General features: G+C 49.8%; 17 protein-coding genes and 2 riboswitches. Of the genes, 8 read left to right on the plus strand and 9 right to left on the minus strand.

The window, feature by feature from the left end:
• Positions 1-26: 26 nt before the first annotated feature.
• Positions 27-1,175, minus strand: coding sequence for a cysteine desulfurase family protein (locus tag IPL17_RS06710; protein WP_345306307.1), 1,149 nt, complete (start codon positions 1,173-1,175; stop codon positions 27-29).
• Between the two features lie 33 nt (positions 1,176-1,208).
• Between IPL17_RS06710 and IPL17_RS06715 the strand changes: the two genes are divergently transcribed.
• From IPL17_RS06715 to IPL17_RS06745, 7 genes are all read left to right on the plus strand, one after another.
• Complete coding sequence (locus IPL17_RS06715) at positions 1,209-2,432, plus strand: MFS transporter (protein WP_345306308.1); 1,224 nt, start codon at positions 1,209-1,211, stop codon at positions 2,430-2,432.
• Positions 2,433-2,527: 95 nt separating this feature from the next.
• Positions 2,528-3,559, plus strand: a complete 1,032-nt coding sequence (locus tag IPL17_RS06720) for a helix-hairpin-helix domain-containing protein (RefSeq protein WP_345306309.1) — start codon at positions 2,528-2,530, stop codon at positions 3,557-3,559.
• Between the two features lie 51 nt (positions 3,560-3,610).
• Complete coding sequence (locus IPL17_RS06725) at positions 3,611-5,041, plus strand: phosphoglucomutase/phosphomannomutase family protein (protein ID WP_345306310.1); 1,431 nt, start codon at positions 3,611-3,613, stop codon at positions 5,039-5,041.
• A gap of 66 nt (positions 5,042-5,107) precedes the next feature.
• Positions 5,108-5,926, plus strand: a complete 819-nt coding sequence (locus tag IPL17_RS06730) for a TatD family hydrolase (RefSeq protein WP_345306311.1) — start codon at positions 5,108-5,110, stop codon at positions 5,924-5,926.
• A 1-nt stretch (position 5,927) separates the two neighbouring features.
• Positions 5,928-6,893: a polyprenyl synthetase family protein gene (locus IPL17_RS06735; RefSeq protein WP_345306312.1), complete on the plus strand. Its 966-nt coding sequence runs from the start codon at positions 5,928-5,930 to the stop codon at positions 6,891-6,893.
• Between the two features lie 69 nt (positions 6,894-6,962).
• On the plus strand, positions 6,963-7,469 hold the full coding sequence (locus IPL17_RS06740) for a DUF177 domain-containing protein (protein WP_345306313.1): 507 nt from the start codon (positions 6,963-6,965) through the stop codon (positions 7,467-7,469).
• A gap of 42 nt (positions 7,470-7,511) precedes the next feature.
• On the plus strand, positions 7,512-8,720 hold the full coding sequence (locus IPL17_RS06745; RefSeq protein WP_345306314.1) for a glycosyltransferase family 87 protein: 1,209 nt from the start codon (positions 7,512-7,514) through the stop codon (positions 8,718-8,720).
• On the opposite strand, the gene IPL17_RS06750 is transcribed toward IPL17_RS06745, so the two are convergent.
• Positions 8,680-12,420, minus strand: a complete 3,741-nt coding sequence (locus IPL17_RS06750) for a PAS domain S-box protein (protein ID WP_345306315.1) — start codon at positions 12,418-12,420, stop codon at positions 8,680-8,682. The genes IPL17_RS06745 and IPL17_RS06750 overlap by 41 nt on opposite strands.
• A gap of 283 nt (positions 12,421-12,703) precedes the next feature.
• Complete coding sequence (gene queA, locus IPL17_RS06755; protein WP_345306316.1) at positions 12,704-13,726, minus strand: tRNA preQ1(34) S-adenosylmethionine ribosyltransferase-isomerase QueA; 1,023 nt, start codon at positions 13,724-13,726, stop codon at positions 12,704-12,706.
• A gap of 67 nt (positions 13,727-13,793) precedes the next feature.
• On the opposite strand from queA, the gene IPL17_RS06760 reads away from it, so the two are divergent.
• Positions 13,794-15,188 carry an MBL fold metallo-hydrolase gene (locus IPL17_RS06760; protein WP_345306317.1) on the plus strand — a complete coding sequence of 465 codons (1,395 nt, stop codon included), beginning with the start codon at positions 13,794-13,796 and terminating at the stop codon, positions 15,186-15,188.
• 52 nt (positions 15,189-15,240) lie between these two features.
• Here the strand turns inward: IPL17_RS06760 and IPL17_RS06765 are convergent, their stop codons facing one another.
• The 6 genes from IPL17_RS06765 to IPL17_RS06790 all read right to left on the minus strand — a co-directional run bounded on the left by IPL17_RS06765 (position 15,241) and on the right by IPL17_RS06790 (position 23,376).
• On the minus strand, positions 15,241-15,996 hold the full coding sequence (locus tag IPL17_RS06765; protein ID WP_345306318.1) for a hypothetical protein: 756 nt from the start codon (positions 15,994-15,996) through the stop codon (positions 15,241-15,243).
• Positions 15,997-16,665: 669 nt separating this feature from the next.
• On the minus strand, positions 16,666-16,962 hold the full coding sequence (locus IPL17_RS06770) for a DUF2905 domain-containing protein (RefSeq protein WP_345306319.1): 297 nt from the start codon (positions 16,960-16,962) through the stop codon (positions 16,666-16,668).
• A 41-nt stretch (positions 16,963-17,003) separates the two neighbouring features.
• The gene (gene ruvB, locus IPL17_RS06775; protein ID WP_345306320.1) at positions 17,004-18,026 is read right to left on the minus strand and encodes a Holliday junction branch migration DNA helicase RuvB; all 1,023 of its coding nucleotides are present in this window, start codon (positions 18,024-18,026) and stop codon (positions 17,004-17,006) included.
• Positions 18,027-18,107: 81 nt separating this feature from the next.
• Complete coding sequence (locus tag IPL17_RS06780) at positions 18,108-19,319, minus strand: response regulator (protein WP_345306321.1); 1,212 nt, start codon at positions 19,317-19,319, stop codon at positions 18,108-18,110.
• A gap of 131 nt (positions 19,320-19,450) precedes the next feature.
• A riboswitch (cyclic di-GMP riboswitch) is annotated at positions 19,451-19,544 on the minus strand.
• 79 nt (positions 19,545-19,623) lie between these two features.
• A riboswitch (cyclic di-GMP riboswitch) is annotated at positions 19,624-19,710 on the minus strand.
• An 87-nt stretch (positions 19,711-19,797) separates the two neighbouring features.
• Positions 19,798-20,925, minus strand: coding sequence for an efflux RND transporter periplasmic adaptor subunit (locus IPL17_RS06785; RefSeq protein WP_345306322.1), 1,128 nt, complete (start codon positions 20,923-20,925; stop codon positions 19,798-19,800).
• A gap of 18 nt (positions 20,926-20,943) precedes the next feature.
• The gene (locus IPL17_RS06790) at positions 20,944-23,376 is read right to left on the minus strand and encodes an FtsX-like permease family protein (protein WP_345306323.1); all 2,433 of its coding nucleotides are present in this window, start codon (positions 23,374-23,376) and stop codon (positions 20,944-20,946) included.
• Positions 23,377-23,413: the final 37 nt, after the last annotated feature.

Raw genomic sequence — 23,413 nt, forward strand, 5'->3', positions numbered from 1 at the left:
GTTGAGTAACCGCAGATGAATATTTGCTACTTTAATTCTCTTACTTTTTCCACCAAGCCGGGCAGGGTATTCACAAACATATCCACATGCTCTGGAGTTGAATCAACACCCAGGGTAATTCGCAAGGAACCTAATGCCCAATCGCGGGAATAACCGAGCGATGTGATCACTTCACTTGGTTCAGGGTTGCCTGTTTTACAAGCGGAACCAGAAGAGCAGGCAAAGCCCGCGGAATCCAGGAGCTGCAATAAAAGGTTGCCATCCACATCTTTAAACACAAATGAGGCGTGGTTTGGCAAACGATTTTCAGGGTGACCTGTCAACAACGCATCAGGAATTTCTTCGAGCACCCGCCCAATGATCTGATCTCTCAGCGGTTTAACATGCGCAATTCTTTGCCCGCGTTCTTCAGAAGCAAGCGAGAGCGCTTCTGCAAACCCCACGATATATGGAACATTCTGTGTCCCCGCGCGCAGGCTAAATTCCTGCCCGCCGCCTGTCAGGTGTGGAATCAGTTTGGTCCCCCTGCGGACGTACAAAGCCCCCACCCCTTTGGGTCCGTAGAATTTATGCCCGCCAAGAGATATCAAGTCCACGCCAAGTTTTTCAACATTCACATCCAAATATGCCGCGGCCTGAACCGCGTCTGTATGAAAGAGGATATTATTTGCCTTTGCGATTTCAGCCAGTTCAGAGATCGGGTTGATCGTACCGATCTCATTATTGGCATACATCACTGAAGCCAGGGCGGTGTTTTTACAAACTGCTTTGGATAAGGAAACTGGCATGACAGCCCCGAATTCGTCCAAGTCCAACCATTCAAGCTGAAAACCATACTCTTTTTCAAGTTGAATGGCAGTCTTGCTGACCGCATGATGTTCGGTGCGGGCTGTCAGAATCCACTTTTCGCCAGAGGCGTTTCTGCGCGCGAGCGCGGCACCACGCAATGCGAGATTATCCGACTCGGAACCGCAGGAGGTAAAGATGATTTCATCCGCGCGGCAATGAAGCACAGCAGCGACTTTTTCACGAGCTGCCTCTATGGCGGTTTCGGCTTTTTGTCCATAACGATGAATGGAGGATGGATTTCCAAAAGATTCGCGGAAATAGGGGAGCATCATATCGAAGACACGCGAGTCAATAGGCGTGGTGGCGGCATAATCAAGGTAAATCATAAGAGAAATTATACCTGTATAATCAGCTGCGTCATGCAACACAAATCCATCATTAATCACAACCTACGCTGGTTTCTCGCGGGCATGATTTTCGCCAATATCGCGGGGCAGATGGCGTATAGTATGCTGGCGCTTTACATGCTTGACCTCGGCGCAAGCGTGACGCAGGTCGGTATGGCATTCACATTGGCGTCACTCGTGCCAATGGTTCTGCAAATTTTCGGCGGCTGGCTCTCGGATACGATCGGGCGCTTGCGCGTCATCGCCATGGGAAGTTCCATTGCGGTCTTTGGCTATCTTATCTTTGCCTTTGCGCCCAACTGGCAGTGGGTGTTGATCGGCCTCAGTGTGGAATATGTCTCTAATTCAGTAGTCGGCCCGAGCTTCGGCGCTTATATTTCAGAGCAATCCACCGAAGAAACACGCGGACGAGTTTTTGGATTGTCCTCGGGAATATATCAAACTGTCACGGTCATCGGACCCGCACTGGCAGGTTTTCTGGCATATCAATTCAATTTTCAATTCATGATGCGGGTGGCATTTTGTTTTTATCTCGCCGCGACCCTTCTCCGCGTTTGGATGGCAAATAATGAACGTTTTGCGTCCCTGAAAGAGGCAGCCAAACCCACCTTAATCGGATTCAAAGGGCAACTCACTGCCGTATTTGCCCTGCTCCTCTCCGGAGGTATTCTTACATGGATCTGGATCACAGACGCGGTTGGCGATACATCCTATAATCTCATCGGCCAGCTCTTCCCGATCTACCTTTCCGACTTCGGCGAACTTAACGTTCAGCAGATCGGCATTGTCAACGCTGCGATCGGCATCACAGCCATTTTTGCCGCACCGCTGGCTGGTTCACTGGTGGATAAGTTCAGCGAGCGGGCTGCCATCATCACAGGTTTCGCGTTGAACGGTCTGGGCCTGTTCACTTTATTAAACTCGAACAGCTATTCAGGTTTCATTCTTGCGATGTGTTTCTTCGGCCTGGGCACTGGCTGTCTCATGCCCGCCTACGAATCGCTCATCTCCAAAGTTGTGCCGGAATCCAAACGCGGCATGGCTTTCGGCTTCTTCGGCACCACGCTCGGCCTCCTCTCCCTGCCCATGCCGTGGATCGGCGCGCAGCTTTGGGAACGATTCTCTCCCCGCACCCCATTCTGGTTTGCAGTCGCCGCGAATATGATCTCGATCATATTCGCATGGTTTAAATTCATACCTCAGGATTCCCAACCCGCAGAGCTTTCTGGCAAATAATACGCGCTTCATTCTTGATCTGATTCCTGAATCTGCTTCATTCGCAGATCCGCATCTGAAATATTTTGTTGTACAATGACAGCATAGGAGATACCATGAGCGACTTCCTAAATTTTCTTAATACCGCAGACCACGATACGCTGAAAAAAATCTCTGGGATTTCAAGTGCGCTGGCAGATCATATCATTGCCGCGCGCCCGTTCGATGCAACAGATGACCTATTGCTTGTGCATGGCGTGGGAAAAAACCTGCTTTCACGGATGCAGTCCTTTGCTGAGGCGCAGGAAACTGAACCAGAAAGCAGCGCCATGATCCCCGTCGAAGAAGAAGCGCAGCCTGCCCAGCTTGAGGTGATCGAAAAGAGTCAGCCTGCGCCTGAATCACCTGTCAAGGACAAACCATCCTTCTGGTCGCGTCTCGGGCAGGCATTTCTCGTTTTTGTGAGAGCGCTATTCAGGTTGATCGCAACGGTTCTGGTGATCGGCGGGATCGGGGCTGCCATTTATTTTGGCGTGCCGTTCATCAACAACAATATTGTTGTGCCCATACAAAAGAACACCTCGCAGATCAGGCAGCTTGAGGTGGAGCTTGCCGCCCAGCAAGCCCGTCTTGACGAAACGAGCGCCCGCGTAGGCGAACTTGAGAAAAATATTGAAGCGCACACTGCGAGCATAACGAAACTTGAAAAAATGCAAAGCATGCTTGAGCAGGAAATCTCGGATCAAAATAACAGCGTAATGGTCGCATTGAAACGTGAAATTATGCTGACTCGTTCGATCGAGACGGTTGCGCGCGCGCGTTTATTTTTATCGCAGAGCAATTTTGGATTGGCGCGTGATGACGTTCAGGCTGCGCGCGATATTCTCGCAGAGTTATTGATCGATGCCCCCTCGTATCAAGTGACCTCTATAAATCAGATCATCATGCGGCTGGATTTTGCGTTGAGCAACCTGCCCGCCTTCCCCGTCATCGCCGTAGACGATGTGGATATCGCCTGGCAATTATTGATGATGGGGCTGCCAGAGAGTGAAGCGGATATTGTTGCAACATTCACGTTCACTCCTACGCCAGCTCCTATTTTAACCTTTACACCAACACCCGAAGCGATACCAACTTCAACACCATAATATTTTCTTAATTTATAATCTGCAAACTATATCAATACTTGGAGAATGATCATGGGACATAAAATTACGTTCGGTACGGATGGCTGGCGCGGTGTGATCGCCGAGGATTACACTTTCGACAATGTTCGCCGCTGCGCGCAGGGATTTGCAAACTATATGCTGTCACAAGGCAAGCAAGGACAGTTCGTTGTCGTCGGCTACGACAAGCGCTTTAGCAGTGAACACTTCGCCGCGGCAGTTGCGGAAGTATTGGCTGGTAATGGCTTGAAGGTTTATTTGACCCAGGAAGCCACGCCCACGCCTGTCATCGCCTACGCGGTTGTGGACAAGAAAGCCGCGGGCGCGGTGAATGTCACCGCCTCGCATAACCCACCCACTGACAACGGATTCAAGGTCCGCAATGAAACGGGCGGCGCGATCGACCCTGAAGGACTGATCCAGATCGAAACTGGCATTCCCGATGATATTAAAGATGTCAAGCGCAAGAATTACAAGGAAGCCGAAGCCGCTGGTGAGATCATCGTGTTTGACGCAGCGACTCCCTATATTGATCACTTAACCCAAGACGGCTTGATCGACCTGCAACCCATCAAAGACGCTGGCTTGACCGTGATGGTCGATACCATGTGGGGCAACGGCGCGGGCTGGTTCCCGCGTTTGCTGGCAGGCGGCAAGACACGCGTGATCGAGATCCACAATGAGCGCAATCCTTCCTTCCCTGAGATGAAACGCCCCGAACCGATCCAGCCGAATATTGATGTTGGTCTGCAGGCGACTGTGGACAATAAAGCCGATGTATTGCTCATCACCGACGGTGACGCTGACCGCTGCGGCATTGGCGATGAAAACGGAAAGTTTATTAATCAATTACGAGTCTTTGGTTTACTCGCCTATTATATGCTCGAGGTGCGTGGTGACCGCGGCGATATTGTAAAAACATTGTCCACGACCAATATGCTCAATAAACTTGGCGAACTGTACGGAGTCCCCGTCCATGAAACAGGTGTGGGCTTCAAATACGTTGCGCCGAAGATGACTGAGACGAACGCGCTCATTGGCGGCGAGGAATCTGGCGGATACGCCTTCCGCGGGAATGTGCCTGAACGCGATGGGATTTTGGCTGGCTTGTACATGCTCGATTTCATGGTCAAGACTGGCAAGAAGCCCACTGAATTACTGGCAGACCTGTTCGCCAAAGTCGGTGGTGAATATTTCTACGACCGCGTGGACAGCCCCTTTAGCGGCAACCCCGAAGCCCGCAAGCAGATCATCCGCGATAACAATCCGCAGACTCTTGGCGGTTTGAAGGTCACAGAGTTGGTCACAGTCGATGGCTTCCAATTCAAACTGGAAGATGGCGGCTGGATGTTGATCCGCTTTTCCGGCACGGAACCAATCATGCGCGTTTACTGTGAGACCCGCCACGGCGATAAGGTCAAAGCGATATTGGAAGACGGGTTGAAAGTTGCGGGAATTAAATAATTGTTTACAAGCTGGCAGGTTGGAATGTGTAAACGTTCCAACCTGCCAACCTTTTAACCTGCCAACATGTTGACCGATACCCACTGCCACCTCGACTACAACAAGTTCGACTCTGACCGCGCGGAAGTAATTCAACGCGCGAATGATTCAGGGCTGATTCGGATGCTCGTGCCGGGACTCCAGCACAAGTCAAGTAGAGAAGCGGTGCGATTGGCAGAGTCAAATCCCAGCGTGTATGCGGCGGTCGGGTTCCATCCAACCGATCTGGAGGAATTCTCCGAGAGCACATTCCAGCAAGTGAAGGACCTCGCCAGCCGCCCAAAAGTCGTAGCCATTGGCGAGATCGGAATTGATTATTATTGGATCAAGGATAACGACAAACGCGCTTTTCAACGCGAGATTCTAAAACGACAATTACAATTTGCGAGAGAGATCAATAAGCCCGTTATCATTCATATGCGTGAAGAGAATGATGCATGGTTCGGTGACGCCTCGGTTGACTTACTGAAAATTTTGAAAGAATGGCAAAGCACTTTGCAAAGCCCGCTTGCAAATAAACCCGGGGTACTGCATTCATTCAACGGAAATCTTGAGACCGCGGAAAATGCTCTGGCACTGAATTTTTATATTGGCGTTACCGGGCCTGTCACATACAAAAACGCGCAGAAAAACCGCGACCTCATTCAGCAATTACCGCTTGACAAATTGTTGATCGAAACCGATTCGCCTTTCCTTACACCAGTGCCGCATCGAGGAGGACGAAACGAACCTGCCTATGTTCGCCATATTGCTGATAAAATTGCAGAAATCCATTCCAAAAGCCCTGCGGAGATCGCTGCCATAACAACCGCCAATGCGGCGCGGCTCTTTGCATGGGGAGACTGATTTGAACGCGGTAACTTTTATCTCACCTGTCCTTGAAGAAATTAAGCTCGTTGAAGAACGAATGCGGAAGCAAGCGGATGAAGCTCATCCAGACTTGCGCGCCGCGCTTGAACACTTGCTCGCAGCTGGCGGCAAACGCGTCCGCCCAACCATCAGCCTGCTCGTCGGGAACATGCTGAACGCGCCCCTTGAGAAACTCGTCACCCTCGGCGCAGCTGTGGAATTATTGCACACCGCCACCCTCGTACACGATGATCTAATCGACGGATCATTACTTCGGCGCGGCATGGCGACCCTGAACGCGCGTTGGTCGCCGCCCGCAACCGTGTTGACCGGCGACTTCCTTTTTGCGCGCGCGGCAATTACCGCCGCTGAAACCGATCATTTGGCGTTGATGAAATTATTCTCTGAAACCCTTGCGACCATTGTGAACGGCGAACTCACGCAGATGTTCACATCACGAGGACTCATTAATCGCGAAAATTACTACAAACGAATTTATGCAAAGACCGCCTCCCTCTTTGAAATGACAGCCCGCGCGGCAGCCATGGTCAGCCCTGTCAATGACGCAGTGATCGAATCCATGCGCGATTTCGGATTTCAGATCGGTATGGCGTTTCAGATCGTGGACGATATTCTCGACTTCAATGGCGATCAAAACGCTGTCGGAAAACCGCTCGGTTCGGACCTGTTGAATGGTCTGGTGACCCTGCCAGCCATCTACTACGCCGAGGCAAATCCGGACGACCCTGATATATTATCCCTGCCCCAGGGCGGCTGGACCAATAACGAAAATATGACCCGACTCGTTGATAACATCCGCGCGAGCAATTCCACAAAGAAAGCCATGCTCGAAGCAGACCAGCACATTGACCGCGCCCTCACGATATTATCTTCGATGGAAGCCTGCGCCGAACGTGATGCGCTCGAAAACCTCGCCAAATATATTGTGGATAGAAAAGTATAAACCTCTGGACTCCAGCAGCTTGCTGCTGATCCCCGGCAAGCCGAGGGACTCCAAATAAAATAACCTCCCATGCCCAATCCTAAAAAACCCTTCCGTATTAATGTCGGCTTCATTGCCCATGAAGAAATCGGCCGCAGCCATGATTTCCCGTTCGAGTTCGAGAAGATCGTGCTCGGTGATGATCTTGAATTGCGTGGTCTTGACGGCATTGTCAACATTGGCAGAACACCGCAGGGATTAGTGCTTCAAGCTGACTTTTCCGCTGAAACGACCGTAATGTGCGTCCGTTGTTTGCAGGATTTTAACCAGGAACTCGATTGGTCATTTACCGAACTGTACGCCTTTGATCAGCGTTCCGAAACTGAATCAGGGCTGATCCTGCCTGAAGATGGGCATATCGATCTGGCAGAAATGCTGCGCGAATACGCGCTTTTGGAAGTTCCCATCAGCCCGATCTGCAAACCCGATTGTCAGGGACTCTGCACCGAATGCGGACAGAACCTGAACGAGATGGATTGCGGGCATTCTCCCGAAGAAAACGATTCACCGTTTGCAAAACTTAAAGACCTTCTATAACCAACTGACAGTCACATCGAAAGTGGCTGTCAGTTTTTTTCTATGAAAGATTCAATCGGAAAAAATATTGGAATTTTACTCACTGTCATTTTGCTCGGGGGAATGATTGCCCTGCGATCCATGCAAAATTACTCTGACAAAAATTACCGTGGTTCCAATTTCTTTGTTTTCTGGCTCTCAGGGCGGCTGTTAACCGAGGGCCAGAATCCTTATAATCCCGACCAGTGGCAGACAGGTCATGAAGTGTACGGCGTCACGAATGCCAGGGAAGCGATCTTTCTCTATCCCCTCCCGCTGGCGGTATTAATGGTCCCGCTCGGATTACTCACTTTGGACGAGGCATATCTCGGCTGGCAGATTATTGCGCAGTTGTCAATCGCGATGGTAGTTTTTACCCTTTTGAACAGATGGGACAGACCAGAGCACAATCGTTTGTTTATACCGGTCGTATTGTTCATATTCTTTTTTGGACCGACCTACCTGACACTACAACTCGGATCGATCGGTCCGTTAACCCTGATAATCCTTTTTGCGGCGATACTCTTCCTTGAAAAGAAAAATTCGTATGCAGCAGGAATATTGCTCGCATTGACAATGCTTAAACCTCCGCAGGGAATATCTTTTCTATTTCTAATCGGACTCTGGCTGCTGGCACGCAGAAATTGGAAAGCGCTGCTTGGCATACTGCTTGGCGGCATATTTTTATGGATGCTCGGCATGAGCATTGACCTGGATTGGGTCAGCAAGTTCATTCATAGCGGTGAGGCAGCATTCGATCGAAGATTGGGATATCAATCCAACCTTTGGAGTTTCTCTTACCTTGTTTGTAACAACAATATGAATTGTTCTTTTGCGCTGGGGGGAGTCCTGTCGTTGATTTTCCTTGGAAGCGCTTCTTATTACCTGTGGCGCAACCATGCGAAACTGACTATCTGGCAGGTATTCAACATCAGCATCCTGGTCGGCTTCATTTCCACAATTTTTCTGGGGTCGTATGACCAGCTTCCTTATATCATTCCGATTGTATGGATCGTTGGAACACTTGTGAAAGGGACAAAAAGTTATATTTATGCCTTTTTGTTCCTGATGGTACTTGACCTGTTTTCATTGTTCGCACTTGAAAAACAAGCCTCCACAGGCAGGGACCTGTGGAGCTTGGGAAATACAGCGATCGTGCTGGGAATGGTAATGATGCTTTTATACCGACAAACTAAATCAATTGTTGAGAAAGATATTCCTGCAAACGTGTAACTTCACTTTCGATCTGCGCAACCAGCATGGGGGCATCTGCCAAGTTTTTCTGTTTTCCGCAAGCTTCAAGTTTGGCGGCCAGCGTGGCAACTGGACCCGCGTTGAAGTTCAAAGATAATCCTTTTAAGTTGTGGGCAAACCGTCCGAGGTTTTCAGCCTCATCCGCCTGTAAAGCAGATCGTATTTCTTTGACGCGGTCAGGCAGGTGATCTTTGAACTCCAGACACATCTCTTTCATAAAATCGCGATCCCCGTCAAAGCGGAACAGGGCAGCTTCCAAGTCAGCGGGGAGTTGTTCGGGATGGGAATCTGTCTGCGCTGCAGGAGCAGGCTTAGGCGTCTCTTGAAACGCGTTTGCTCCGTTCCAATCATCGCCAAAATCTGGAGCAAAATCAGATTGATCATCAGAAGCGGAATCCTTTTTAGGTTCAATTGGGGTCTCGGGTTCAGTGGAGGTGTTCTGAGTCCAACGGTCAATGGCACTGAACAACACGCGCGGCTCAAGCGGTTTGGTGACGTAATCATCCATGCCCGCATCGATACAGCGATCACGGTCGCCTGCCATGGCATGTGCGGTCATGGCGATGATCGGAATGTGCTGACCGTTGCCTTGCTCCCATAAGCGGATCTGCTGTGTGGCTTCAAACCCGTCCATATCCGGCATTTGAACATCCATCAGGACAAGACTGTAATGATTGGTCTGAACCTTTTCAACAGCCTTCAACCCGGTATCAACAGCATCTACCGAGTAGCCGGCTTTCTGCAGGAGGACGATGGCGAGTTTTTGATTAATGGGATTGTCTTCAGCGAGCAGCAGGCGGAGATCGTTTTGCCTTTTCTCAGCAAGCACATGGCGCGTGATAAGGGCGGGCGTTTTATCTTCCTTGGTGCCTAACACAGCGGCAACCGCGTCAAACAGCATTTGCTGTTTAACGGGTTTGAGCAGATAGCCGGAGCAGCCAAGCGCTTCAAGACGAACTGCGTCTCCACGCTGACCCATGGATGTGAGGATCAATATTTTTATTTCTTTTAATGCAGGATCGCTTTTGATGGCGCGGGCGGTCTGTTCCCCGTCCATGCCGGGCATTTGCATATCAAGCAGAACGACATGATACGGATCACCGGCACGATAGGCGTTGCGAAGGACTTCAAGAGCTTTTGCGCCGCTGGGGACTGTATCCACCCGAGAGCCAAGCGCCTCGACATTCTTGGTGAGCACCATACGGTTGGTCTGATTATCATCGACAACAAGGACGCGCGCCTGGGTCAAGTTAACCACCGGCCCAAGACTCAAGGGGGCGGTATCGCGTTTTTCAAGAGGCGGCTGCTCAAATTTAATATCAAACCAGAAAGTGGTTCCAATCCCGGGCGTGCTGGTCAAGCCAATTTTGCCGCCCATGATCTCAACCAGCTGCTTTGAGATCGTTAGACCGAGGCCAGTTCCGCCATAGGTGCGCGTGGTGGAGCCATCAGCCTGGGTAAATCTTTCAAACACTGCGGCTTGACGTTCGTACGGGATGCCAATGCCTGTATCCTGTACCGAAAAATGGATAACAGCATGTTGATCTTCCTGCGAGATCGTCTCCGCGCGGATGATGACCTCACCCTGGTGAGTAAACTTAATGGCGTTCCCGACCAGGTTGACAAGAATCTGCCTGATACGGCCAGGATCACCGCGCAGGTTCGTGGTCAAGTCCGGGTCGATCAGACAGGCGATCTCAAGTCCCTTGTCGTGCGCGCGCTTGGCAAGCGTATAGGCTACATCTTCAACGGCATTACGCAGGTTGAAATTGATCGCTTCCAAATCGAGCTTACCTGACTCAATTTTGGAGAAATCCAGGATGTCGTTCAACAAGGAGAGAAGCGCTTCCGCGCTTTGAAGCGACGTTTGCAGAAAATCCCTTTGTTCGGAAGTAAGCTGTGTATCCAGCGCAAGTTCGAGCATACCCATCACGCCATTCATGGGGGTGCGGATCTCGTGACTCATATTGGCGAGGAATTCGCTCTTGGCGCGGTTGGATTCCTCCGCCTCACGCTGCGCGCGGACCAATTCGGTAATATCGTGATACATGGCTAGAATACCGGCCCGCTTTCCATCCACGATGACCGGGACGCCAAATATCTCAACATCCACCCAGGAGCCGTCTTTGCGGCGGCGTTTTCCAAGAGTATGGAGTGTTTGATCTAAAACAGAACGGGTATAGCGTTCAGCTTCAGCGCGCATCCCCTGATCTGTGATAAGCGCATCCAGATCAGCGCCTAAAATTTCAGCGCGATCATAGCCATACAAATTTTCAAAGGCCGGGTTGCAGGACATGATCTTCTCATTTTCATCAAGTACAACAATGGCAACCGGGCTGTTCTGTACCAGCGATTCAAAATATTGTTTTTCCCGCGCCAGTTCATTCGCATTTTGTTTGGCTTCGGTAATATCGCGCGCCACCCAGATCACAGAATCAGATGTCATGGGTGAAACATTGGCTGAAAACCACAGTTCCTTATCTTCAATGAAAAGACTATATTCCACCGTTGTAACACTTCTTGTTGCAAGTGTGCGTTGAATGGTTTCAAGGAAGAAAGCCGCCTGCTCAGGGAACATCTCGATTACCGTCCGTCCTATGTATTCATCAGGCAGGCGGGATAACTTTGACTGATCGGTATTTGCGATCTGCAGGTAACGACCTTCAGAATCGTAAGCTATGATGACATCCGTCATCGCCGAAAAGAGCGCGCGCATTTGCGCCTCGGAAGCGCTTAAAGCCTCCAAAGCCAGTTTACGCTCGGTAATATCGTCCTTAACCGCCAGAAAATGGGTGATCTTGCCATTCTCGTTGGTAATTGGCGAGATCGTTGCAGACTCCCAGTACAACTCCCCATTTTTTTTCTTATTATGAAATTCCCCATGCCATTCTTTCCCTGAGGTGATCGTTTCCCACAAGTGGGAATATTCCTCTGATGAGGTATGTCCTGATTTTAAAATACGCGGATTATTTCCTATGGCTTCTTTTAGTGTGTAGCCGGTCGTCTCAGAAAATTTCTTGTTTGCATATTCAATGTGTCCGGCAGCATCTGCAATGACGATCGTGGAACCGCTTTGCTCGACCGCTCGCGAAAGCTTGCGCAGTTTTTCATTCGCAAGATTACGTTCGGTGATATCGTGCATCAAACAAATTACATTTTCGGGCATACCCTGCATTTTTACAGGAAAGAATTCCATATCATAAAGGCGGCCCAGCCAGGGAAATTCATTGCCGGGATATTCGTTCTGTCTTGAATCAATCTGCTGGCCGGTTCCAAGAACATCTTTTAACTGTCTGCCAAGCACATCCGTATATTTGGCATTCATTCGCTCAATTACGGAACGATTACAGCGAATGATCTGTCCATCTGCATTGGCGACAAAGATCAAGTCAGAGAGCGCATCAAAGGTAGTCTCCCATTCCTTTTTGCTGCGCGAGATAACTGAATTTGAGCTGCGCTGCTGGCCCACCAGGCCAAACAAAATCGCAAAACCAAAAGGTGCGAGGTCCAACAAAAAATAAACATAATGGGTTCTATGCAAGTAAAGATAAGACCAATACGTCATAGGCAGGCTTTGCTTTTGCATTTCAAGCCAGAGACCAGCGAACAGAAACAACACCCCCAACAAAAACCCCATAATTGCAAACAGGTACATCGCACGATTTTTATACCAGACCATGGCATCCTCCAGAGAGGTTCAAAAGAATAAATTCCTGAACAGGATTAAGTTTAGCACATTCACGTTACAAAATTTTCAGCAATTTGCTTCCAACATAATCCAATTGCGAGCTTATCTGCAAGTACGCCAAATGGGAAATTTAGATTTATTGATTTTTTTAATCTGGCGGACAGTTTTTATATGACAGGATTTTTTCGGCAACAGGAGCAAGAAGAGGCGAAAATTATGTGTTTATTTCCGAGTAATCGCGCTTTTTTCCATACTAAGTCTGTTTTTGGTCACATTATAGGATCAACATGGCATCGCCAAAGGAATAAAAACGATAACCTTCTTTGATGGCTGTTCCATATGCAGACAATATCTTCTCACGTCCCGCAAACGCGCTGACCAGCATGATCAGCGTGGACTTGGGCAAATGGAAATTCGTGATCATGGCATCCACGATTTTGAATTGATAGCCAGGGAGGATAAAGATGGAAGTTGGAGCAGAAAACGCAGTAACAAGTGACGAGCTATCAGTAATCAGTTGTGCGGCGGATTCAAGGGTACGGACCGAAGTTGTTCCAACGGCAACCACCCGCCCGCCGTTTATTTTTGTTTGGTTAATTAAGTCCGCGGTTTCCTGCGGAAGTTCACACCACTCGGTATGGATCTTATGTTCTTCAGGGTCATCTTCAGTGACAGGCGCGAATGTATCGAGGCCGACATGCAAAGTTACATAAGCGATCTTCACACCTTTTGCTTTAAGTTCATCAAGCAATTGGGGTGTGAAATGCAACCCGGCAGTTGGTGCAGCGGCAGAACCAACATCCCGTGAGTATACGGTTTGATAGCGTTCGGGGTCATTTAATTTTTCGTGAATATACGGCGGAAGTGGAACATTGCCTACTTTGGGGAAATACGACTCAATGGATTCTGAAAATTTGATCAGCCTTTCTGAGCCTTCGAGAATTTCAATAATTTCAGCGTCAGGGCCATTGTCCACTCGCACCCGTTTTCCTACACGCAAACCCTTGCCACCCACCAACGCTTCCCAGGTCAATTCATCGCGGCGGCGCAGAAGGAGCAGTTCCACGCGGCCGCCTGTTTCTTTTTTGGCGAAGATCCTCGCAGGGATGACGCGCGTCCTGTTGAGGACCAGGAGATCGTTCGGCCGCAGAAACAGGCTGAGGTCACGAAAGATACGATGCTCTACATCCGAAGAATCACGATGGATCACCATGAGTCTGGATGAATCACGCGGTTCGGCGGGAGTCTGCGCGATGGAGGTTTCGGGAAGATGGTAGTTGAAGTCGGAAGTTTTCATTTTGTGGTTCCATGATAATGGATTAGAATCAAAAGCGGAAGCAAAACTGCAAACCACGGAGGCCAATATGAAACTCAGTTTTCACGGGGCGGCGCAAACTGTAACTGGCTCGATGCATTTGGTGGAAGTAAATGGTTCACGGATCTTGCTGGACTGCGGCATGTATCAGGGGCGAAGAAGAGAATCATACGAAAAAAATCACAACTTTTCATTTGATGTAAACACGATCGACGCGGTCATCCTTTCCCACGCGCACATTGATCATTCAGGCAACCTGCCCAATCTGGTCAAGCAGGGCTTTCACGGGCCGATCTACGCGACACGGGCGACCGCGCACCTGACCGACCTGATGCTGCGCGACTCGGGACACATTCAGGAAAAGCAGGCCGCCAGCATTAATTTTCATAATAAAAAGAAGCGCGGTGAGCCGCTCGCTGTTCCGCTTTACACGGAAGAAGATGCAAAACTGGTCAAGCCTTTATTGCACGAACTGGATTACGAGGAGAAATTTGAAGCCGCGCCTGGCGCAATGGCATCCCTGCACGACGCGGGACATATCCTCGGCTCGGCTTCGGTTGAGTTAAATCTTGAAGAGAAAATGAAGAAAACAAAATTATGGTTTTCGGGCGATATTGGACGGCGAGACCTGCCGATCATCCGTGACCCTGTCCTGCCAAAACAGGCGGATGTCTTGATCATGGAATCGACCTACGGCGATAAACCACACCGCGCCCCAGAAGAAGCCTACATCGAAATGCGCGACGTCATTTTGCGGACGCTTGATCGGAAAGGCAAGGTGATCATTCCCTCTTTTGCAGTGGGCCGCACGCAGGAGATCGTGTACAACTTGAGCCGCATGTATGACGCGGGAGAACTCCCCTCCGTGCCTGTGTATGTGGACAGCCCGTTGGCGGTCAATGCTTCGAATATTTTCCGCAATCACAACGAGTGTTACGACAAGAATATGAACGACCTGATCAAGAGCGGACATCCCGCGCTGGATTTTAAATTATTGACCTATGTGTCTGACGTGGAAGAGTCCAAGGAATTGAACGAACGCAAAGACCCGATGATCATCATTTCCGCGGCGGGCATGGCAGAAACGGGGCGCGTGGTATATCACATCCGCTGGGCTATCGAGAACAAACGCAACACGATCATGATCGTTTCATGGCAGGCGCCTGAGACCCTGGGACGCAGGATCGCTGACCGCGATAAGAAGGTAAAAATATTCGGCGAAGAATATAAACTTAAGGCAGAGGTTGCCACCATCAACGGACTGTCCTCTCACGCGGGACAAGACCTGCTGATTGAATACGCCGCGGGAGTCAAGAAGAGCGCCCAAAATATATTCCTAGTCCACGGGGAGGAAAGAGGCGCGCTGCCTTTGATGGAGAAATTAAGGGAAAACCGCGTGAAGCATGTGCATTATCCTGCTATGCGCACGGTGGTGGATTTGTAAAGAAAGTTGGTCAAAGGTCGCAGGTCGAAAGTCTTTGGCCTGCGACGTTTTTTTATTTCGGATTGTCTTTTACTTTTGGAGCAAGAACAAACGCAATATACAACATCCAGATAATAAGCCCGATATGCAGCACGTCGTTCTCAGAGAACCACATCCCTTTTGCCCATAAGGATGTTGTATTGCCAGAAATGAGATACAGAAAATAAGCGGCAATGGTGACTCCCAACCAGATCCATGTGCCAAGCAAGGTCAGGTCAAGGCTTTGTTTGAATTTGAAATATCGCCAGCCATTGATGACGAAGAAGGCAATGATGCCCGGCGCGGAAACCACCAGAAGCAGTTCAAATGAGATCAAAAATTTGACGGGGATAAAAACGCCGATCATCACGATGATGAAATATATAATCGCGTTGATAACAGAATAAACTGAAAGCGCTTTGCGTAATTTGCCTGTGGTGCTTGAGTACGCAACGGCCAGCATCATGGCGTCAATGCTCCAAACTGAGGCAAGGAGATACAGAATTTCCCACCAGCTTGTCCAGAGACAGGTTTCACGTCCCGCGCATTTGATGGCATAGCTGAAGGCTTCGTAACTTGTCCCTGCGAGCAGCGCGCCGATGCCCCATAGCAGCAACGCGATCCCCCACCAAAAGCGTGAGAGTTGACCTGCGCGGATTTTCAGAAAATACAATCCCACCGCAATGGCCAGAATGCCAGGAAGTACACAATGATCGAAGTGCTTGGCTGAATAAAAATAATATTTTGCGAAGCGATCTTGAATTCGGCGAATGGCTGAATTTGAAGCCAAGATTTGGGAGTTTGCGCGGGGGCGTAAGGAATAGAATCCAATCGTCCGCAGGCGGTGAAGGAAAAAGAAGTAAGAAGAAAGAGGAGGATACGTTTCATTATGACCATGAATACCTCACAAACATGGTTTGATTTGACAATCTTGCCATAACATATGCTCATTTAGGTTCCAACCTAATTTCTGAAGATTTTCAAGAACTTTTTGATCACTAAATGTTGACGTCCTTCAAGAATGCCGAAACTCAATGCTGTTCGCTTCAACATCATTTTGATGACAAACAACCTGCAAATGATCAATTCAATTTTCGTTGCACAGCCCGCCTATCAGTTGCTTACGAAATAATTGATTAAATTGGCGGAAGACTTTAATAACGGCAAAATGCCCCCCTGCTTCGTTCTACACCTGGAAACCTTGAACCTGTATCACTTTGGAAAAAGAGGAAGTTTTACCAAGCCAACATCCTTTTCCCAACATACTTCCAAGAGAAAAGGGTTTCTTTTGTAACTCCCCAAACATCATTTAGCACTTGGGGGAGAGTCACTTTCCTCAATTACTAAAATGTCACACGGTAAGTCTTTTCAAAATTCCCGGCACTTTCGACTTGAATGTTTCACAGCAGCAACCAGATGGCACAAATCTTAAGATTGACCGCCCATTTTCCAATGTTTTCTAGCATGCCCTGTCTCTAATAGTCCACGCCTGATGACTTTTGCCACCGACAAGCGTCAACTCTTCTTCATATTTCTTCCAAAAACGGATTATCAAATTCACCAAAATCGTCAAAATCACCGAAACCAAGATCGAACTTGTGACTGGGAAATAAAATCCGCCATTCTCCCCTTCGATGTGGATGTCACCGGGCAGGCGGCCAAGCGGGAGGCCGAACTTCGCGGCGAAATAGATCCCGCCGCCGATGAGGAATAATGCAATTCCGCCGAGCATGAGGGTACGGGCGATGTTTTCCATAATTCATAACGTAGGGGCGGATCGCGATCCGCCCCTACAATTTATAACAATCTCTGCTGCCCCTGTTCGATATATGTAAACCCCAGATGCTCATACGCGGATTTGGTGGCGACACGGCCTTGAGGGGTGCGGTCAAGGAAGCCTAGTTGTAGCAGATACGGCTCGACCACATCCATGATGGTGTCCTGTTCTTCGCTGATGGATGCGGCGATGGTGTTCAAGCCAACGGGTCCGCCGTTATATTTTTCGATGATGGTCTTTAACACGCGGCGATCCACATCATCGAGCCCGAGCGGATCAACTTGAAGCAAGTCCAGCGCTTCTTTGGCAACCTTTTTTGTAATGATCCCATCCGCGCGGACCTGGGCGAAGTCACGCACACGGCGCAACAGGCGCAACGCCACACGCGGAGTCCCACGGGCGCGGCGCGCCATTTCTGTAATCCCGTCTGTTTCGGCTTCCACTTTCAACATCCGCGCGGCACGCGAGACAATGGATTGCATGGCGGTCAGATCATAATAATCCAAACGATAGACGGCGCCAAAACGCGCCCGCAATGGAGCGGTGACCAAGGCCAAACGGGTTGTAGCGCCAACAATGGTAAAGCGCGGAAGTTTCAAACGAATGGAACGGGCGGAAGGCCCTTTGCCGATGACAATGTCCAGCGCGAAATCTTCCATGGCGGGATAGAGCACTTCTTCCACGGCGCGTCCCAAACGATGGACTTCATCAATGAACAGGACATCGCCTGCGCGCAAGTTGGTAAGGATGGCGGCGAGATCACCCGCGCGCTCAATGACCGGTCCAGCCGTGACTTTGACGTTGACTCCCATCTCATTGGCAAGCACATGTGCGAGCGTTGTTTTTCCCAAGCCTGGAGGCCCATAAAAAAGGACATGGTCCAAAGCTTCGCCGCGTTTGCGCGCCGCCGCGATGAGAATAGATAAATTCTCTTTGACCTGATCCTGCCCGATCAAATCGTTCAGCTTTTCAGGACGCAGAGCATTGTCCACGCGGTCATCAGGCTTGGCTTCGGGGTCGAGGGGGCGGGGAGATTTTGTCATGGCGCAGATTATACCCTGAGGGGTTTGCATCACAATAAACCGCCTCCCAACTGTCAGTTATGTGGGAGGCGGAGTTTTATCTTATTTGGAATGCGACCTTTCTTTTACGCGCTTGAGTCCTTCACCAGGTTTCTCCGGCGGATGCTGCTTATGTTCTTCCATACTGTAAAGGTAAGCGAGATCTTCAAGGAATGCGCCCAAAGGGTCAAGGGGTTTTTGCAAAGTAGATGGCTTGCCGTACATGATCGAGGCAACCACCGCCTCACCGGCATGAGGAATAACTACGTCGATTTGCTTCTTCAATGCGCCTTCAATTCCAGCGCGCGGTAGGCCTTTTCCCTTAAAAGGCCAGTTCAAGATCAGGCTGATGCGCTCAGGCGGATAATTAAGTTGATCAAAAGTTTCCAGCGCATTCGCAGCGCAACGGACAGACGCCGTCTCAGGAGCGAGCATGAGCAGGATCTGGTCCGCCATGTCCAGTCCGACCAATGTGGTTTCAGAAAAATCGTGCGGAAGATCCAGGATGATGTAGTGATAATGAGCGCGCAGTAATTCAATGGCGCGTTGGACATGTTCCGCAGTAATCACTTCCCCGTCTTGAGGGCGGCGCGGAGACGCAAGGACATGCACACCAGAGTCATGACGCAACAGGGTCGAGTTGATCAGGTCCATATCCATTTCTTTCGCGGGAGAGTGTCCCAAATCAGACCACGTATTTCGGAGCGGGAGATCCAGGAGAAGGGCGCTCTGCCCGTTTAAAAATGCCAGGTCCACCAACACAGCAGGGCTTCCCCAAATTTGTGAAAATGAGGCGGCAAGATTAGACGCAAGCATGGAGACACCCAGCCCGCCGCGCAATGAAAACACCGCAATGACCTTGCCAGTCATTGCAGTGCTGTGAACGGTGGTGGATACGACATCCACGGCTCGTCGTAACAAGACCTTGATCCTGGCTCGCAATTCCTGCGGTTCAAAGGGTTTTGCCAAAAAATCATCAGCGCCTGAATCAAAAGCCTTAATTTTATCTTCAACACCACTCAAGGCGGTCAGAATTATGATCGGTATCTTTGCGGTGGAAGGGATTTTCCGAAGATGCCCGCACAGGGTGTAACCATCCATATCAGGCATCATCACATCAAGAATGGCCAATGCGGGAGGAGATGTTTTGATGACCTCCAATGCCTCAAAGCCATTGCGGGCAGTTACTATTTCATAGCCGTCTTTTCCAAGAATCGCGCTCACCATCTTTAAATTCAGATCAGTATCGTCTACAACCAATATTCGAATGGCCATAATGTCTCCTGTTGATCTATCGAAGTATTGAGCGCATTGCAAACCAATAAAACAGCAACGCTTCTACACATCATATTATAAATCAAACAGGGATGACCATCAAAAAGGTCATCCCTGAAAAAAGATTGCTCTTCGGCAGTCTGGCGGTCATGATCACAAATAAAGTGTGATTGTAGACCCATAACTTTGCGTCATCAGGTTTCCCTGATTTTGCCTTTCGGGCAGCCGGTCGGTCCTGACCAGAAACTTATACTGGTTTTAGACTCTTGGCTTTGCGTCACCGTCTTTTGGCGGTTTTGCTTTTATCGGCAGTCTGGCGGTCCTGGCTCAGTTCAGCGTTAGACCCATGACTTTGCGTCACCGGGTTTCCCCGGTTTTGCTCTTTCTCGGAGCACCTATATTATTGCACGAAAAAAATCAAGATTCAATCACTCAGATGTTCTAGTTATAGGGGTTCCCGCCAGATCGGCGAACAGATCTACTGTGCAGATTCCTGGAAAGAAACTTCCAGGGTCATGCCCCATTTCAAACGCGGATCGCTGTCCGTCAAAGCAATGCGCACCGTATAAAGTATGTCACCGCCTTGTTGAACATAGGCCTGGCTGATCTCAGTGACCGTACCATTCAGCGTCAGGTCAGGCAGAGCATCCGGCACAAGCGTTACATTTTGACCAACGCTCAAGTTGACCACTTCAAGTTCGGTGATGTCCGTTGTTTCAACGATCCATGAATTGAAATTCGCAATACTGACGGCGCGGGTTTCCGTGCCGACCTGATCACCGACCTTCACATTGACATCCGCCACGATCCCGTCAAACGGAGCAGTGATCAAATAATTGGAAAGCGCATCCTTCGCCGCATCAAGGTTAGCTTTGGCAAGTGAAAGTTGGTCTGCATTCGGACCATCAAGGCTGATCTCGTACTGATGTTTTGCTTCAGCTTCCAAACCTAGCGCACCATCATACGCAGCACGCACACTATCGCGTTCACGGATTGTCTCTTCGAGATTACGCAATGCCAGATTCAGATCCTCCTGCGCCTTCTCGAGATCATCTTCGGCGGTCTTGCGTTTGGAATTATCCTTATCAAGATCTTTATATTTATCAAAGTCAGCCTGCCTGTCTTCCACATCCTGCTGGCGGTCTTCAACGGTGGCTTTATCATCGTCAATGCGGTCTTCGATATCCGTCACATTCAGCTCGTCCCATTCCTTTTCTGCAACGCCGCGCACGATTTGAGCATCCATGTAAGCCTGCCAGAGATTGGCGCGGGAGGCATCTTCGGTACGGAGCAAAGTATCGTACGCATTTTGCGCGGCGACGATCTGTGCCTCCACTCCGCCCGTATTTGCGAGACGCACGAGGACATCTCCCTCACTGACAGAGTCACCGGCCTTCACGAGAACCTCTTCAACAACTCCGCGCGCCAGAAATGAAAGGGTCGTTCCCTGTACAGGTTTCAGGCGTCCTTCAGCCACCACTGAATTCGTGGAGACGATGTTTACAGGCTCAGGCGTCACGGTGACCGCAGGTTGATTTCCGCAAGCCGCAAGCACAAGAGATAACGTGACGATCATTACAACAATCATTGATATTTGTTTTTTCATTTTTCACCTTATATTTTTTTATTCATATGCCAGCACTTCCCGAATGGTCAAGCGCGCCGCATTGCGCGCCGGCACAATGGAAGCAACCACGGAAAGCACCAATACCAGACCAAACCAGATCCCATATCCTGTGAATGTAAACACCACTTCAATGGGCGTTTCAAATACCGCAAGACTGACAATGGTGGAAAGTAAATATGTAAATGGGATCGACAAGATGATCGCCAGCGCAAAAGAAATCGCACCGATCACAAAGCCTTCCGCAATGACGGTGCGCATCACGGCGCGGTCGTCTGCGCCTATGGCGCGCATAATACCGATCTCGCGCGTGCGCTCCAACACATTCATGCCCATCGTGCCAGTCAAACCCATCGCGCCCACCACTGCGGTCAGGATCGCCATGATGAGCAGGAAGACCACCAGCGTATCCAAACTCTCCACAGCAGTATCCAGTGCCGCGCGTCCCGCCTCAGCGGTACGGACCTTGAATCCGCGTTCACGGAAAAACTTATCCAACTCCTCCGCTTTTGCATCCTGATACGTCCGATCATGATTATCTGTCACCAAACGGAAAGAATAGGATTGATTGGCAAGGTTATTCATTTGCGAAATATATTCATACGGCGCGTAGGCCAAAATACCTTCACGGTCTACAAATTTAAAAACGCCGATGACTTCCCAATCTTCTTCACGCCCATTGATCTTTAACTGCACATGATCTCCAGGCTGGATGTCGGGGAAATACCCCAAAGCGGCTTCGCTCAAAGCCAGCTTGCGGACATCATCTGAGCGCAGCCAACGACCTTTTACAAGAATGGGCTGAATGAGAAGACTGTCTGCGGGTGGGCCGAAGATGTTAATATTCTCCAATACAGCCCCATTTTTATCCAACAGTTCCCCGCTGACGAACTGCCAGCCCTCCATATCGCTCACTCCATCCACCTGCGCCAGCACCTGCCTGATCTCGCGCAAGCGATAAGGTTGATCAAAATCAAGTGTAATATCAGCCGCAAAATATTTCCCGATTGCGCCAATATAATCATGCAAGGTCGTGCGGACATTAAACACGGCAATAAAGATCGCTCCGCCCATGGTCAATGTAAACAGGGTCAGAACCAATCGTCCGCGGCGGCGGAACGTGTTTCTTAAGGAGATGATGAATGGACGCGGGAAATGGATCCCGCGCGCGGCAAGGATGCTCGTGGCGCGCACCAGCATCCAATCGAACCAGTTCACACGCGCCTCATGCTGGTCTTTAGGCTGATTCTCGTCCCCAGCCAGATCTCCGCTGAGAGCGCGCAAAACCGTGATGCGCGAACCGTTGATCACAGGCGCAAGTCCCGCCACCAGCGGCACCAATAATCCCACCGCGATCTGGATCGCGAACGCCATCGGCACAATTCGATATCCGAGCACATTGAAATTCAATTCACTGGAAATAAAGAGCGCCAGCCCATAAGCGCCCTGACCGCCAAGCGGAACGGCGATCAACAAAGCCAGCACGCCAAATGCCATGATCAGCGCCAGATACATCGCAAAGACCTGAGTTCTGCGCCCGCCCACCAATTTGATAACACCGATGTGACGCAGATGCTGGGTCAACAATGCGCTTAATGTATTTGCGATCAGGGAACTGGAAAGAAATACGATCAGGATGCCCAACGCCAACAAAATGCCGAGGATCGCATTGACCGTGCTCGCCAGCGGATGCTCATGCGTCAACGAAAAACGTGTGCGGACAACGACCGTGCCGTTCTTTTCCAGCTTATCTTTTAAGTTTGCACCCACTTCGCGGACATGAAAAATATCATCACCACCACTTCCAACAGTAACAAATGCGCGGTTAAATAATTGCGGCTGCTGCAGATATTGCAGCGTACTCATGGTGATATATGCATATGGCGACGCCAAGAAATCGCCCGCGCCCATGGCGGTATCCTGCACCACCCCCACCACGGCCATGGACTTGATAGAGCCATCCTGCAATTGAAATTCAACCGTCCCCCCCACTCCCACATCGATATGATTAAGGGCATCCCTTTCGAGGATCACCTCCCGTTTATCAGGAATGGACTTACCCTCGATCGGGGTCAGCAAATTAATCGCGTTTTCCTCGAAATCATTAAATGCCACGATATCAAATGAAGTCCATTTTTCCGTACCGGCCGCGCGCATCCGAATACTCGTGACGCGGCGGGCTTCAGCAATATCCACCCCTTGAGCATTTTTTATGGATGCAAGCACATCATCATTAAAGTTCAACGTGCGCAGTTCAACATTGGACGGATTGTTGGCGGCGTAGGATATGCTCATATCATTCTTGATGATCTGGTACGCGCCCGAGATCACACCAATGGAAAATACACCCACCGCGATGGAAAACACCACCAACAGGGTGCGCGCCTTGTTGTCAAATAGATCGTGCAATACCTTACGCCATCTGGGTCGCATTACTCTCCTGCGTTATTACTCGATAAAACTCTGATAA

Source organism: Candidatus Villigracilis saccharophilus, from assembly GCF_016711665.1.

Bases quoted from the DNA above. Each gene is read 5' to 3' on its own strand.
- IPL17_RS06710 (WP_345306307.1), bottom strand. From the start codon at position 1,175: ATGATTTACCTTGATTATGCCGCCACCACGCCTATTGACTCGCGTGTC.
- IPL17_RS06715 (WP_345306308.1), top strand. From the start codon at position 1,209: ATGCAACACAAATCCATCATTAATCACAACCTACGCTGGTTTCTCGCG.
- IPL17_RS06720 (WP_345306309.1), top strand. From the start codon at position 2,528: ATGAGCGACTTCCTAAATTTTCTTAATACCGCAGACCACGATACGCTG.
- IPL17_RS06725 (WP_345306310.1), top strand. From the start codon at position 3,611: ATGGGACATAAAATTACGTTCGGTACGGATGGCTGGCGCGGTGTGATC.
- IPL17_RS06730 (WP_345306311.1), top strand. From the start codon at position 5,108: ATGTTGACCGATACCCACTGCCACCTCGACTACAACAAGTTCGACTCT.
- IPL17_RS06740 (WP_345306313.1), top strand. From the start codon at position 6,963: ATGCCCAATCCTAAAAAACCCTTCCGTATTAATGTCGGCTTCATTGCC.
- IPL17_RS06745 (WP_345306314.1), top strand. From the start codon at position 7,512: ATGAAAGATTCAATCGGAAAAAATATTGGAATTTTACTCACTGTCATT.
- IPL17_RS06750 (WP_345306315.1), bottom strand. From the start codon at position 12,420: ATGGTCTGGTATAAAAATCGTGCGATGTACCTGTTTGCAATTATGGGG.
- queA (WP_345306316.1), bottom strand. From the start codon at position 13,726: ATGAAAACTTCCGACTTCAACTACCATCTTCCCGAAACCTCCATCGCG.
- IPL17_RS06760 (WP_345306317.1), top strand. From the start codon at position 13,794: ATGAAACTCAGTTTTCACGGGGCGGCGCAAACTGTAACTGGCTCGATG.
- IPL17_RS06770 (WP_345306319.1), bottom strand. From the start codon at position 16,962: ATGGAAAACATCGCCCGTACCCTCATGCTCGGCGGAATTGCATTATTC.
- ruvB (WP_345306320.1), bottom strand. From the start codon at position 18,026: ATGACAAAATCTCCCCGCCCCCTCGACCCCGAAGCCAAGCCTGATGAC.
- IPL17_RS06780 (WP_345306321.1), bottom strand. From the start codon at position 19,319: ATGGCCATTCGAATATTGGTTGTAGACGATACTGATCTGAATTTAAAG.
- IPL17_RS06785 (WP_345306322.1), bottom strand. From the start codon at position 20,925: ATGAAAAAACAAATATCAATGATTGTTGTAATGATCGTCACGTTATCT.
- IPL17_RS06790 (WP_345306323.1), bottom strand. From the start codon at position 23,376: ATGCGACCCAGATGGCGTAAGGTATTGCACGATCTATTTGACAACAAG.